We start from the raw sequence: 13,119 nt of genomic DNA, 5'->3' as shown, positions 1-13,119 counted from the left end.
TTGTTCGCGCAACAAATGGTTAGAAATGCGTCCCTTTCGGATTTGTCTTGTTCTGTACTTTGCAGCCTTGGCTGCCCTTGCTGTTTTTGTCAGCCCGGCCAGCGCGCATCCGGCGCCCTACAGCTATCTCGATGTGCGGCTGCAGGATCAGCACATCGAAGGCACGCTGAGCGTTCACACAAACGATGTGGCGCATGAACTGGGGATCGAGGAACCGTCATCCCTGCTCGACGAGCGTGTGTTAGCGTCCCAATACAGTAAGATTACGGCGCTGATGCAGCGACGAGTGACTCTGCACGGCGAAGGGGGCCAAGATATCCCCATGGAATTCGGCGCGATTTCCGCCTCTCCTTCCGAAGATGCCCTGCATTTGCAGTTGCGTGCATCGGGCCCGCCACCACCGGCGCTGACGGTGGATACGGATCTGTTCCCATATGATCCCGCGCACCAGACCTTCGTCAATATTTACGAGGGCGGCGATCTTCGTCAGCAATTCCTGTTCAACGCGGATAGCGCCGCACAAACGCATTACGCCGGGACGGCGGCGGGCGTGGCGGCGGTGTTTGCCACCTTCGTCCCATCGGGCGCGCACCACGTTTTGATCGGGCCGGATCACGTCCTGTTCCTGATCGGGCTGATCCTGCTGGGCGGATCACTGCGGCGGCTGGCGATCATCGTCACCGCCTTCACGCTGGGCCATTCCGTCACCCTGGCGCTGGCTGCCACCGGCACCTTTGCGCCGCCCGCATGGCTAATCGAGCCGCTGATCGCGCTCAGCATCGTGATCGTGGGGGCGGATAATCTGCTGCGCAAGGATGGCCAGCGTGACCTCAGGCCCTATTTCGCCCTGTTCTTCGGGCTGATCCACGGCTTTGGCTTTGCCTTCGTGCTGCGGGAATTTGGCTTGCCCGACGGCAATCTTGCGTGGTCCCTACTGGCATTCAACATCGGTGTGGAGTTGGGCCAGCTTGCCATCGTGATCCCCGTCGCACTGGCGTTGGCCTGGCTGCGCGGACGCGCGCCGGTGGCCATGAAAAGGCTTGTCATCGGCGGATCGCTTGCGGTGATCCTTGCAGGTGCCTATTGGTTCGTTGACAGAGTCCTGAATTTGGCCTGAGTCTTTGGGAGCGGATATCGATGCAGCGCGTGGCAGTTCTTTCGGCAATTCTTCTTGGCGGCGTGGCCGTTACCGGCGCTGTGGCACAAGGCCTGCCCGGTATCGAGGAGGCTCAGCAGGTTTCCGAGAATGTCTGGCGGATACCAGGGGCAGGCGGCAACAGCGTTGTGTTTGTCCGATCGGACGATGTGGTTCTGGTGGATACCAAGCTGCCCAATTCGGGTGAAAGCATCCTCGCCGAAATCCGCAAGTTCACGGACAAGCCCGTTACCACGCTGATCAACACGCACTCGCATCCCGATCACGTCGGCTCCAATGCGTTTTTCGCTGAGAACGATGGGGTGCAGGTGGTTGCGCAGGCCAACACGGCGGCGCGGATGCGCGAAGGCGGCGGACCGTTCCCGCCCAACCGCGTGGACACGGAATTCACCACTTACCGCCAGCTCGGCGAGGGTGAGGACCGGGTGGAGGTCTACTGGTTCGGCGCCGCGCATACCGATGGCGATGCCTTCATCGTCTTTCCGGAAGACCGCGTGATGATGGCAGGCGACGCCTATGCCTGGCATATGAGCGGGCTGATCGATCCTGCATCGGGCGGCTCCATGCTGGCCATGCCCACCACGCTGACGGCGGTTTTCTACGGCATCGATGATGTGGACACCGTGATCCAGGGCCATGGCGGCACCAGCACTTGGGAAGAATTCGGCAGTTACATGACGTTCAACCGTGGCCTCGTACAGATCGCAGAGGAAACCGCGCAATCCGGCGGAACGCCAGAGGATGCGCTGGCCCAGCTGGAATCCATGCCAAGTTTCGCCATTTTCATGGGCGACAAGATGCTGCCCGGACTGGAATATGGTGGTACTCCGCGCGGGCGCGCCTATATCAACCTGATGGTGGCGTTCGAGGAATTGCGCGGAGAAGAACCGCAGCTGCGCATGGGCATTGACCCGGCAGAGATTCCCGCGCGCACCAACTAGCGAGATGACGGCTCCCCTGGCAGGCGATCAGGCCGCCTTGCGCGCGGCCTGTCAGCCGGGCGTGGGCCTGTGCACCATTACTCACATAGAGGGCAGCTTTTCACGCCGCCTCGGCGCGCAGCTGGCTGTGCATGCCGATGGTAGCGTTACCGGCAGCCTTGCCGATGGATGCCTGGAGCAGGAACTGGCGCGAGAGATTGCGCAAGGCGGGGAACGCCGCGTAATTCGCTATGGCGCTGGCTCTGCCAAGATCGATTTTCGCCTGCCATGCGGCGGCGGGCTGGATATTCTGATAGACCCCGAACCCGATCGGGAGGCTTGTCAGAGCGTTGTCTCCAGCCTTGATAATCGACGTGAAGATAGTTTGGCTTTGCCGCATCCCTGCCCGCTGCCGCGACGACGCTACGTTCCGGATCTGCGCCTTGTCCTGTTTGGCGAGGGGCCTGAACTGGCCGCGATGGCGCAGGTTGCCGAGGCCTGCGGCATCGGTGTTGAAGCGCATGATCGGAACGATGGCACACTGGCTTTGGGGCAGTCGCCTGATCACCTGACTGCGGATCGCTGGACGGCCATCGTCTTGCTGTTCCACGATCACGAGTGGGAGCGCGCCATCCTGCAATGGGCGCTCACCACGCCGGCTTTCCTGATCGGCGCGCAGGGCGGGGCACCCGCTCGCGCTGCGAGGGAGGCGGATTTGGTGTCGCTGGGCTTCGCGCCGCAGCAGGTGGCGCGCATCGCCAGTCCCATCGGCACGGTAAAGCACAGCCGTGAACCCTTGGGCCTCGCGCTTTCGGCGCTGGCGGGGATCGCAGGCGAATATGAACTTCGCCACCCGCACCACGATGCAACCCGCTGAACCATCGCCGCTGGTGGCGGTGCTGGCCGCCGGTTCGGCCAAGCGTTTTGGTGGCGGTAAACTGGATGCCGCCTGCGCGGGAAAGCGATTGGGGCAATGGGCTCTTGGTGCGGTATTACGGGCGGGCTTTGCGCCCGGCGTGATTGTGGTGGGGCCGCAGCCACCGGCTTTCGCTGAGGCGGCAACGGGCTGGCACCTTCTCACCAACCCGTCACCGGAGGAGGGGCAGGGTACCTCCGTCGCGCTGGCCTGCGCCGAGGCTGCGAGGCAATCGCGCGGCGTGCTCTTGCTGCTGGCGGATATGCCATTGGTTGAGACCTATCACTTGCGCAGGCTCGCCGCGTGCCAATCCGGCGCTGCCACGCTGTATCCCGACGGCCGCCTTGGCGTTCCCACGCATATTGCGGCCGATGATGTTGCCCGCTTTACGGCGCTGCACGGTGACAGCGGCGCTGGCAAGCTGCTGTCAGACGTCACCGGCATCACGGTATTCGATGCGCCGACCGATAGCTTGCGCGATGTGGATGATCCTCAGGCCCTGGAAGCGGTGGAGCGCTTGCTCTCCCGCCGTTAGTTCGGACGGTCCGCTAATTCTTTCAATTGCTCCGTGCGATCTCGCGTCAGCTCGGTCTTGCACGTGGCGACCAGCAGCGGCTCCAGCGATCCGCCGCGGGCGAAGTACCCTTCACTGGCGCAGTGCCGGTCCCGAAATGTCAGCCATGCGCGCTGGGCGGCCAGCAGGTTTTCGAAATAGCCGGGGCGACCATCATCGTAATCCGTCGCTGCATCCAGCCGCCGCATCTCCGCAGCGGTTTTGCGCCATTGTTCGTTCAGCGCCTTGTCCGCCTCCTCAAACTCGACGCCTGCGCAATGGTTCATCGCCTGCTGCGTCAGCGGCTCCGAACAATCGGTGCTGTGATGGGCCAGCAGGAACAGCAGGGAGTAGGCAATGCTCATGATCTATCCTTTTGCGCCATCCATCCGGGCGGCGACATGGGCGGCCAACTGCGGCGCAAACCAGCGCGCACCGCGCCGTTCTGCCTCCTCAGGCGGTATGGTGGCCAAAGATTGCGCCATTCTTGCAGCATTGTCGATGGAAAGAGATCCCAGCGATGCCACGTAAACGCCGATGGTGAACAGGATAGCGCCGCTTTCGGGCAGGCGGCGCAAGGTCTGGCGTTCGCACCGCACGAACAGGGTTTCACCCGCGTTCCGGGGCGTGACATGGGCGAAAGTCTCGCTGGGCGGTGCGGTGTCGATCCAGCGCATGTCCGGCACCGGGGCGACGAACCAGTTGCAGCGGCCGAATATGCGGCCCGGTTTCAGACGGGCCATGAAGTGATCGACGCCGGTGGCTAGCTGTTCCTCATACCCGTGGATCGGCGCGTGCATGGCCACCAGCGGCAGGCCCAGCTTGTCTGCCGGGTGCCAGTCCGTGGGCCACGCCACCACCGCTCCGATCAGGCGGTAGGGGCCATCGTCGCTATCGGGCGCGAGCAGACACATGTCCTCATGCGCATGGCGCGCCGCGCCTTCCAGCCCGCCGCGCGTTCCCAGCATGGCGGCCAGTTCATCGCCCGCAGCCACGGCGCGCGGGGTGATCTGCACGCTGCCGGGATGGGCATCGAAGGCGGCACGCCGCGCGGCGAGATCGGGCGCTGGCTGGAGCCACTCATCCTCCCCCAGCGCCACAAGGCCCATTTTCAGCGCGCCGCCGCCGCGCGCCCTTGGCAGCAATTCCTCGACCGAGAAGCCGAGCCTTGCGATCAATGCAGGGCGCCTTCCTTAGGGCTTTCCATGATTTCCGTCAGCTGGCCCAGCATATCCTTGGGGTGGAGGAAGAAGATCGGCGTGCCATGCGCGCCAATGCGCGTGGGGCCGAGGATGCGCTTGCCAGCAGCCTCGAACTCGGCACGCGCGGCTTCGATATCCGGCACTTCGAAACACACGTGGTGCTGGCCGCCCAGCGGGTTCTTGGCGATGAAATTGGCCACCGGCGATGTCTCGTCCAGCGGGGCCAGCAATTCTACCTGCGTCCCCTCGGTTCCGTCATGGCCCGGCGTGTTGACGAAGCACACTTTCACGCCCTGCTCTGGCAGGTCGAAAGGCTCTGTAATCTGCTTTGCGCCCAGCACATCGCGATAGAATGCAATGGCTTCCTCGATGTCGGGCACGGCAACGCCGATGTGGTTGAAACGGCCTAGCTGCATGTCGAATCTCCTTTGACGCGCGGCATTAGCCCAATCCGGTGCGCCTCGCCAATTCGCCGATATTCTCGATCACCAGGTCGGGCGTCTTGTTATCGGGCTGCTGCGCCCATTCATCCGCGCTGGTGGAGCCTGATGTTACTGCGATGCCGATGGCCCCGCCTTCGCGCGCCATCTGGATTTCCGCGGTGGCATCATCGCCCACCACGCCCACATCCTCTTTCGCCATGCCAAGCCGATCGGCAACGAAGGCCAGCGCATGGGCAGAAGGCTTGCCAGTCGGCTGCGGTTCCACCCCGGTTACCCGCGCCACCGCGCCGTTGATGGCGCAGCTATATCCGAAGCTGCGGCCTTCCTTGGTGGCGAAGAAGGGGACATCCGACGCGGTGAGGAAGGCGGCGCCATCCAGCACGGCCTCACAGGCGGCGTGGATATCGGGCATGGAGCAGTCGGGATGCCAGGCGATGTACACCGCGTCACAGCCCTCGTGGTCGCTATCTGGAGAGACGCAGTTGATGCCCAGCTCCTCCAGAGCATCGGTGACGCCCTGCGTGCCCAGCACCAGCACGCGTCCATATCCAGCGTCGGCAATCACCTTGGCCGCAACCGAATTGGGGGTGAACAGCTTATCGTCCGGCACGGGGATGCCCACATCGCGTAGGCGCGGGGCCTGCACGCGGGAGGCATAGGCGCTGCCGTTGGTCAGTGCGATCCACGGAATGCCGCGCGCGTCCAGATCGGCCAGAGCCTCCGCCGCGCCGGGAATGGCGTCATAGCTGCCCAGCTTGCGGTTGGAGAGGATCAGTGTCCCGTCCAGATCGAACATGAAGCCCTTTGGCGTGCGCATCTATAGATCACCTAATGTGGAACACATGGAACACAGTCCAGGGGAAGGAATCACGGTCACTCCCGCGAAGACAGAAATGTGTGATATTTCAAAGAGATTTGGCGGTTTCATGGCCATAAGCTGCGCATTGCCGTGGAGGTAGGAAAGCGGGCTGCTTTCAACGCTCAAGCTGGACGGAGAAATCGTCCTTCTCAATGCTGAATTCGTCGATATCACCGCGTTGCAACACCTCGCGCAACAGGTTCATCAGCGGCACCTTTTTCGGATCGTATTCGCGCTGGGCGGGGCCGGTTTCTTCCATCGCGTCGACAAGGTTCTGCGGCATGGTGGCGCGCAGCAGGAATTCCTCGTCCGACAGGTGCATGCCCAGTTTCTTGCGAAGGTCGGCAACGTCGGCCATGCCCTTTTCCGCTTCCAGTTCCTTGGTGCGCGGATTGGCCATGATGCGGTCCATCACGTTCTGGTCCACCGGCGCATTGGGCCGCCCGAACTTGCCGATGGCAAAGCGGATGATCTCGTCGGGGATCACGCTCCATCGCTCGTCCGCCGTCACGTTCATCACGGCCTGCGTCTGCAGCATCTGGGCAAAGGGCGTCATCACGATGGGCCAGCCAAGTTCGCGGCGCACGCGGCCCATCTCCTCTATCACCGCGCCTTCCATTTCGGGCACGCCCTGGTCGGCCAGGTGGCGGCGCATGGTGCCCACCATGCCGCCGGGCAAATTGTGCTGGAAATAGGCGGCATCGAAATGCATCGCCTGTCCCTTGGGCAGGTCTTCCGCATCGGCGATGGCGGTGAACCAGTCGGCGATTTCATCCACCGCCTCGTCATCAATATCGACGGTGTGGCCCTGCGCGCGAAGGTTGGCGACCGTGCCTATGACAGAAGGATGGGAGGTGCCACTGGCAAGCCCGCCGCTGGCGCATTGCAGCGCGGTGATGCCCATGTCGGCGGCTTCGCAATAGGCCTGTTCGGCAAGGCCGATGGTGGAGTGCGAATGGAGTTCCAGCGGCATGTCCCCAATCTCGGCCATGATGGCGGGCACCAACGTTGCGGCGCGATTGGATGTCAGCAGCCCGCCCGGATCCTTGATATAGAGCGCGTCTATATCCTTGCTGGCGGCCATCGTCCGCGCGGCCTCGGCATAATGCACATCGTCGTGGATGGGGCTGATGGAGAAGACGAGGGCGCCCACCACCTGCTCCCCGCCAGCACGCTTCACCATCTTCGCGACTTCCACGTTGGACGTGGCATCGTTCATGGGATCGGCCAGTGCAAAGCGGCGAATGCCGTTGCGCGCCAGCGTGGCAAAGGCCAGTTCCATGAAATCAGGCGTCGCGGTTTCCCACGCGATGAAGCGGAAACCGGTGGAGAGGAATTGCAGCGGCGTGGTCTTGCAGATGTCCGCCATCGCGCGGATGCGTTCCCACGGGTCTTCCTGCTTGTAACGCACGGCCACGCCCATGTGGGTGGAGGTGGTGAAATCGATCGCGGAGAAGCCCGCCCGCTCCATCGCAGGGGCAATGCCCAGTGTCTTTGCGGTATCGATGCCGGTTGCGCCCCACAGGCACTGGTTGCCATCGCGAAGGGACGTTTCGACGATCTGGATATTGGCCATCAGCCTTCCTTCACCCTGATGATCGGCTGGCCCTTTTCAATGGCGCTGCCGTTTTCCGCCAGGACGGCGGTGACGGTGCCCGATACCCCGGCGCGCACCGAGTTCATCAGCTTCATCACCTCGATGATGGCGACGATCGTATCGGGCTCCACGCGGTCGCCCACCTGTACGAAGGGGGCTTCGCCGGGGCGCGGGGCGGCGTAGTAATTGCCCAGCAGCGGGGCGATCACGTCCACTTCCCCTGCATCTGCCACAGTGGCCGGCTGCGCGCTGCCCGATGGCGGCGGGGAGGGGGACGGTTCGACACCGGCGGAGCCTTGCGGCTCGTCCTGCTGGTCTGGCTCGTCAACCTCGACTTCATCAGCCACCCAGCGGCCACCGCTGCTGCCATCACGGCGGATGCGCAGCGTGAAGCCGCCCATCTTCAGGTCGAGCGAGGAAAATTCGGATTCGCCCAGCAGCCGCGCGATTTCAGCGACGTCCTTGCCCGAAAGGCTCACGATTTCTTGCCTCCGAAAATCGCCATCACGTGGTTGTATGCCTTGCCCTCCGGCTTCTTCACGGGCGCGCTTTCCGCGTCCTTCATAGCCCACACGGTTTCCGGGCGGGACTGGAGCAGCAGCACCTTGCCATCCTGATCCAGCGCCCATTCGATATCCTGCGCCTTGCCATAATGGCGTTCGATCTTGCGGCCCACTTCGCGCAAAGCCAGCAGTTCATCATCGGTGAGGCATGGGGCGGAGCGCTTGTCGTCCTCGTTCTCCACCTCCACGATCCCGCCGCCCTCCGGCGCGGGCACCTGCCGTGCGTGCTTGTCGGAAATGTCGCGCTGGCTGATCTCTCCGGTGATCTTGCCCAGCACCCATTTGTCGGGCGTAACCTCGCCGGACACCACGCTGGAGCCCAGGCCCCATGCACCCTCGATGGTGATCACGGACTTGTCGCCGGTGGTGGGGCTGCGGGTAAACATCACGCCTGCGCAGCGGGAGTTGACCATGCGCTGCACCACCACGGCCATCGCCACGCGGCTTTCCGGAATGCCTTGCTTGCGGCGGTAGGTCATGGACTCCACCGAATAGAGCGAGGCCCAGCATTCGCGGGTGCGTGCGATCATGGCGTCTGCATCCAGCACCCACAGGAAGGTGTCCTGCAATCCGGCAAAGCTGGCGTCCTCCGCATCTTCCGTGGTGGCGGAGGATCGCACGGCGACCGGCTGGCCATCCTCGCAAAGCTGCGCATGGGCGGATTTCAGCGCGTCCTTCACCTCGGCCGGCATTTCATCGCCCATCATACGGGCGCGCAATTGCTCCGATAATTTCGTCGCTGCGCCCAGATCGTCGGGGTCGAGCGCCTCGACCAGCGGGCGGATCGGTTCCTTCTCCTCCAGCTTCTCCAGAAACTGCTCGAACGCGGCCACGGTGACGACGAAGCCTGCGGGCACATCGATCCCGGCCTGCGTCAATTCACCCAGAGAGCCACCCTTGCCGCCCACGGTGGGGCGATCCTTGATGCCGACATCGGCAAACCACGCAACGGCTTCCATGGCTCAGGCGTCCTCCAGTTCCGGCTGCGCTTCGGCAGGCTGTTCCAGGATCGTGACCGTTCCTTTGCCGCCATCCACGCGGATGCGCGCGCCGTCCTTTATCTTCTGGCTGGCATTGCCGGTGCCCACCACGGCGGGCAGGCCGTATTCGCGGGCCACGATGGCCATGTGGCTCATGCTGCCGCCGATATCGGAAACCGCCGCGCTGATTTTCTGGAACAGGGGGGACCAGGTGGGGTTCGTCACCTGGCACACCAGGATATCGCCCTGCTGGATCTTGTAGATCTCCTTCACCGACTTGATGACACGCGCGGTGCCTTCCACCACGCCATTACAGGCGGCAAAGCCCTTCAGCTCGTTGGGATCGCCCTCACCATCGGAAAGCCACGTATCCAGGCTGTCGCGAGTGATGCCCCACAGCATGACGATGGCGGGATCGTCTATGGCCTCGGGCACCTGTCCCAATGCCGGCGGTACGGTCTCGCCGGCCCAGCTATCGATGGCTTCTTGCCGTTGTTTTACGATAGCGGGCCAGCGAGACGGTCCTATCGGGGGCGACCCGGAGGACCAGGAAAGCATCAGGTCGATGATGGCGCTCTCCAATTCGTAATGGGTGAGATGGAAGACATCCTCCTCCTTCTCGAAAAAGTCGTGCTCCACCAACAGCGTGCCGAATTCGCGGATCTTGTTGAAGAACAGGTTGGTGTACCAGTGCTCGCAATAGAACTTGTGCCCCTCCACATAGGGGAACACGCGGTGCGCCAGTTCGATCAGCTGGTCATATGTTGCCTTGTCTTCCTCGGTATCGAGAAGCTCGCGATAGTCGCGCACCATCTCGTCCCGCTCCTTGATCAGCTGATCCATCGGGCGTTCGATATTGGTGCCGGCCTTGATCTTCTCGATATAGCCGGGAAGCGCGGCGAAGGGCATCGACAGGTCGTCGTTCCAGCTGCGGTGATAGTGGTAGAACCCGTCGCCCACATTCACGTTGAACCACGGGTTGCGGCTGGTCTCGAGCTCGGTCAGCCATTCCTTGCCGGGGCCGCCCACCTTGTCGAGATCGGCCAGCACGGTGTCGATATCCATGTCTGGCGTGAAATGCTGGTCCACGCCCAGTTCCACCGCGCGGCGGGCGAGGCGTTTTACTTCCTCGTCAGGCTTGAAGATTTCCGCTTCCATGCCCGCAACCATGCGGCTGATCGCCTGGTCGGAGATTTCGGGGAAGGCCTTTTTGCAGAAATCGAAGAAGGTCATGTAGGCGCCATAGCCCAGCAGCAGGAATTCGAAGTGGTGGTGCCACATCGTGTAATAGCCGTTCAGCTGGCGGCGGTAGGTGTCGATCAGTTCCTGGTTGGCGGCGATGCCCTTGCCGGTCAGCGTGGTTTCCATCGGCTCCAGATCGGGAAGGTGCGGCTTTGGCAGTTCCTTCGCCTCCGCGATCAGCGCCTTCATCTTGTCCTTCCACTGGTCGTACAGGTCTTCCCAATGCTCGTAATAATGGAAGCCGCGTTTCTGGAATTCCTCCGCGCGGGCCTGCACCTCTTCAGGATCGGTGACGGGAACGCCGCCGATGAAAACGCGGCCGTTGATGATGCGGTGATCGATGCCCTTGGTGGTGGGCAGCACGTGCACGCGGGTGTTGAACGCGCCCAGCGCGCAATAGGCAGCCTCCGCCGTGATCATATCGAAATGATGCATCGGCTCTGGAAAATGCATGGAGTTGTAGAACCAGAACCGCTCGTCGTCGCCCGGCTGGAACTGGCAGTAATAGGGGAAGGCGGCCTGCGCCTCTTCGGTGCCCGGCGTCACTTTCAGTGAGCTGGGCAGGGGAAAGCTCTTGGCTTTGTCCGACATAGTTCGCATCCTCTCAAATGCTGGCCGATCCGCGGCATTCCGTTTGCCGGAATTGCTTGCAGTCGGCGACAGACTTGGAAGACTACGCGCAGCAGGGGATGCCACAAAGGATTTGCGCGCAAGGCCAGCAGGACAAAAGCGCAGGCAAATTTGTCTTACTGGTCAGGTAAGGGCCCGGTAACGCTGGCAATAAAGCGGCTGGCATCATCTAGCACCGGCGCACGCCCGCGCAAGGGGCGGGACATGGCGATCAGCACGCCGACATGATCGATGCCGGGATAACGCACCATCTGCGCCGCCACGCCCGCAGCGCGCAACTTGGCGGCCAAAGCTTCGCTATTGCGCGGTTTCACCACCGTATCCTCCGTGCCGGTAAGCAGCAGGGCGGGCAGCGCGCCCTCATCGGCAAAGGTAATGGGCTGCGTCTCCTCCACACCCGGCCAATCGCCAAATGCATTGATGGAGGCAGCGGTATCCAGCGGCGCGAAATCATAGGGCCCGGCCAGCCCAACAAATCCGCGCACAGCAGTGCGTTCATCATCGCCCAGCCATTGCGGATCCGTTGCCAGCATCGCGGCGATATAGGCGCCTGCCGAATGGCCCATCAGCACGATACGATCGGGATCGCCGCCATAGTGCGCGATATTCTGCCGCACCCAGTGCACCGCTGCCGCGCCATCCTGCACGAATGCGGGGAAGTGAACCTGCGGCACCAGACGATAATCGGGCACGGCCACCACGAAACCGCGCGCGGCAAGGGCGCGGCCTGCAAAATTATATCCCTCCCGCGTGCCGCTGTCCCAGCTGCCGCCGTAGAAGAACACCACCACGGGGCGCAGATCATCGGTGTTCAGACCATCGCCGGGTGTCGTCGGTGCGTAGATATCCAGCGCCTGGCGCGCATCATTGCCATAGGCCAGACCCTCGGCAATCTTGCGCCCGCCATCATCCTTGGGCACCAGCGTATCGAAGGTGCGCAGCGGCGATATCTTGTAGGCGATGCCCAGCGCCAGCACGGCCAGCATGATCACCACGATCAGCGCGAAGGCGAATTTCAGCACGGCCGATCAGCTTTGCGGGGCATGGCCCGCGCGCCACGCGCTGGGGGTTACGCCAAAGCGTTTGCGGAACAGCCGGGTGAAATAGCCGGGGTCGAGAAACCCGTTGCGAAAGGCGATATCGGCCACGGCCAGTCCCGCCGCGCGCGGATCGGCCAGCATATCGCTGGCCCGGTCTAGCCGCATCACGTTCAATTCCTGCACGAAGCTGGTGCCGCTGCCCGCCAGCAAGGTTTGCAGATAGCGTTTCGATATGCCGCAATCACGCGCCACCCGCTCTGGCGAGAGGGCGGGATCGGCATAATCGCTTTCGATCCGGCGCAGGATACGCCGGGCCAGCTGGCCGCGATGGCGCGTGGCGTGTGGCGGTTCCTGCACGCCGGTGGCCAACGCCAGCAAGGTTCCCACCTGTTCGGCGATCAGGGGGCGCGGCAGGGGGGCATCGGCCAGCCTGTCCAGCATGGTTTCCAGCAGGGCGCCCAGCGGCTTTCCCCATCCCTCCCGCGTGTTGATCGGCTTTGCCAGCAGGGCGCCGGGATCGGGCAGATGCTTTTCCAGCCAGCCCTGCGGCATCATCAGGTCGATACACTCATGCTCGGTCTGCATTTCCATCTGGTAGAAGCGGGTGTTGTCCAGCAGCACGAACTGGCCCGGCTCGATGGTAAAGCTCTTGCCGCCCATCAGCGTCTTCACCGCACCGTGACGGGAATATACCAGCTGGATGGATGGCGCGGCGCGGCCTGCGCTGCCCTCCATCCCCGTGTGCGTCACCCGTTGTGCGGGGGCATAAAGATGCAGCAGGCGCAGCTGCCCGATACCGTGGCTGATCCAGCGCGCGGCAAAGGCGTGGGGGTCGAAAACCTCCACTTCGATGGGAGCAATCGTGCTGGCCGCCCACTCGCGCCATTCGCGCAAAGCTTCCGGCCCGGCAAGCCCGGCGGATGTCCAGCTTTCGATGTCCCTGGACGCTGGCGTTGGTGGCGCAGCAGAACGCATGGGACATTTTAACGCGCAAAAATCCTATGGCAATCGCCAGTCC

Annotated in this window: 14 protein-coding genes; 4 read left to right on the top strand and 10 right to left on the bottom strand. The window is 63.0% G+C overall.

What is annotated here, in order from left to right; genetic code table 11:
- Positions 1 to 67 precede the first annotated feature (67 nt).
- The 4 genes from GRF63_RS11900 to GRF63_RS11885 are packed head-to-tail and all read left to right on the top strand — an operon-like array spanning position 68 to position 3,527.
- Positions 68 to 1,117 (top strand): HupE/UreJ family protein, encoded by a 1,050-nt coding sequence (locus GRF63_RS11900; protein WP_160486195.1) that lies wholly within the window; start codon positions 68 to 70, stop codon positions 1,115 to 1,117.
- Positions 1,118 to 1,137: 20 nt separating this feature from the next.
- Positions 1,138 to 2,097, top strand: coding sequence for an MBL fold metallo-hydrolase (locus GRF63_RS11895; protein WP_160486194.1), 960 nt, complete (start codon positions 1,138 to 1,140; stop codon positions 2,095 to 2,097).
- Between the two features lie 4 nt (positions 2,098 to 2,101).
- A complete protein-coding gene (locus GRF63_RS11890) occupies positions 2,102 to 2,953 on the top strand; it encodes an XdhC family protein (protein ID WP_160486193.1) in 852 nt (283 codons plus the stop codon).
- Complete coding sequence (locus GRF63_RS11885; RefSeq protein WP_160486192.1) at positions 2,916 to 3,527, top strand: nucleotidyltransferase family protein; 612 nt, start codon at positions 2,916 to 2,918, stop codon at positions 3,525 to 3,527. Before GRF63_RS11890 ends, GRF63_RS11885 begins: the two co-directional genes overlap by 38 nt.
- Here the strand turns inward: GRF63_RS11885 and GRF63_RS11880 are convergent.
- From GRF63_RS11880 to GRF63_RS11835, 10 genes are all read right to left on the bottom strand, one after another.
- Positions 3,524 to 3,910, bottom strand: a complete 387-nt coding sequence (locus tag GRF63_RS11880) for a lysozyme inhibitor LprI family protein (protein WP_160486191.1) — start codon at positions 3,908 to 3,910, stop codon at positions 3,524 to 3,526. The genes GRF63_RS11885 and GRF63_RS11880 overlap by 4 nt on opposite strands.
- Positions 3,911 to 3,913: 3 nt before the next feature.
- The gene (locus tag GRF63_RS11875; RefSeq protein WP_237392423.1) at positions 3,914 to 4,723 is read right to left on the bottom strand and encodes a heme-dependent oxidative N-demethylase family protein; all 810 of its coding nucleotides are present in this window, start codon (positions 4,721 to 4,723) and stop codon (positions 3,914 to 3,916) included.
- A complete protein-coding gene (gene mce / locus GRF63_RS11870; protein WP_160486190.1) occupies positions 4,720 to 5,163 on the bottom strand; it encodes a methylmalonyl-CoA epimerase in 444 nt (147 codons plus the stop codon). The genes GRF63_RS11875 and mce overlap by 4 nt, the downstream gene beginning before the upstream one ends.
- 25 nt (positions 5,164 to 5,188) lie before the next feature.
- On the bottom strand, positions 5,189 to 6,007 hold the full coding sequence (locus tag GRF63_RS11865; protein WP_160486189.1) for an HAD-IIA family hydrolase: 819 nt from the start codon (positions 6,005 to 6,007) through the stop codon (positions 5,189 to 5,191).
- A 157-nt stretch (positions 6,008 to 6,164) separates the two neighbouring features.
- Complete coding sequence (locus GRF63_RS11860; RefSeq protein ID WP_160486188.1) at positions 6,165 to 7,625, bottom strand: biotin carboxyl carrier protein; 1,461 nt, start codon at positions 7,623 to 7,625, stop codon at positions 6,165 to 6,167.
- Entirely contained in the window at positions 7,625 to 8,125 is a 501-nt protein-coding gene (locus GRF63_RS11855; RefSeq protein ID WP_160486187.1) for a biotin/lipoyl-containing protein, read from the bottom strand. Before GRF63_RS11855 ends, GRF63_RS11860 begins: the two co-directional genes overlap by 1 nt.
- Positions 8,122 to 9,168: a PEP/pyruvate-binding domain-containing protein gene (locus GRF63_RS11850; RefSeq protein ID WP_160486186.1), complete on the bottom strand. Its 1,047-nt coding sequence runs from the start codon at positions 9,166 to 9,168 to the stop codon at positions 8,122 to 8,124. The genes GRF63_RS11855 and GRF63_RS11850 overlap by 4 nt, the downstream gene beginning before the upstream one ends.
- Before the next feature lie 3 nt (positions 9,169 to 9,171).
- Positions 9,172 to 11,022 (bottom strand): PEP-utilizing enzyme, encoded by a 1,851-nt coding sequence (locus GRF63_RS11845; RefSeq protein WP_160486185.1) that lies wholly within the window; start codon positions 11,020 to 11,022, stop codon positions 9,172 to 9,174.
- Positions 11,023 to 11,177: 155 nt separating this feature from the next.
- Entirely contained in the window at positions 11,178 to 12,083 is a 906-nt protein-coding gene (locus GRF63_RS11840; RefSeq protein WP_160486184.1) for an alpha/beta hydrolase fold domain-containing protein, read from the bottom strand.
- Positions 12,084 to 12,089: 6 nt separating this feature from the next.
- Positions 12,090 to 13,076, bottom strand: coding sequence for a helix-turn-helix domain-containing protein (locus GRF63_RS11835; RefSeq protein ID WP_160486183.1), 987 nt, complete (start codon positions 13,074 to 13,076; stop codon positions 12,090 to 12,092).
- Positions 13,077 to 13,119 lie beyond the last annotated feature (43 nt).

Origin of the sequence: Aurantiacibacter rhizosphaerae (assembly GCF_009807005.1) — a bacterium.
GTDB lineage: Bacteria > Pseudomonadota > Alphaproteobacteria > Sphingomonadales > Sphingomonadaceae > Alteraurantiacibacter > Alteraurantiacibacter rhizosphaerae.
Note: the sequence above shows the minus strand (reverse complement) of the source record. Positions and strands in the feature narration are given on the sequence as shown.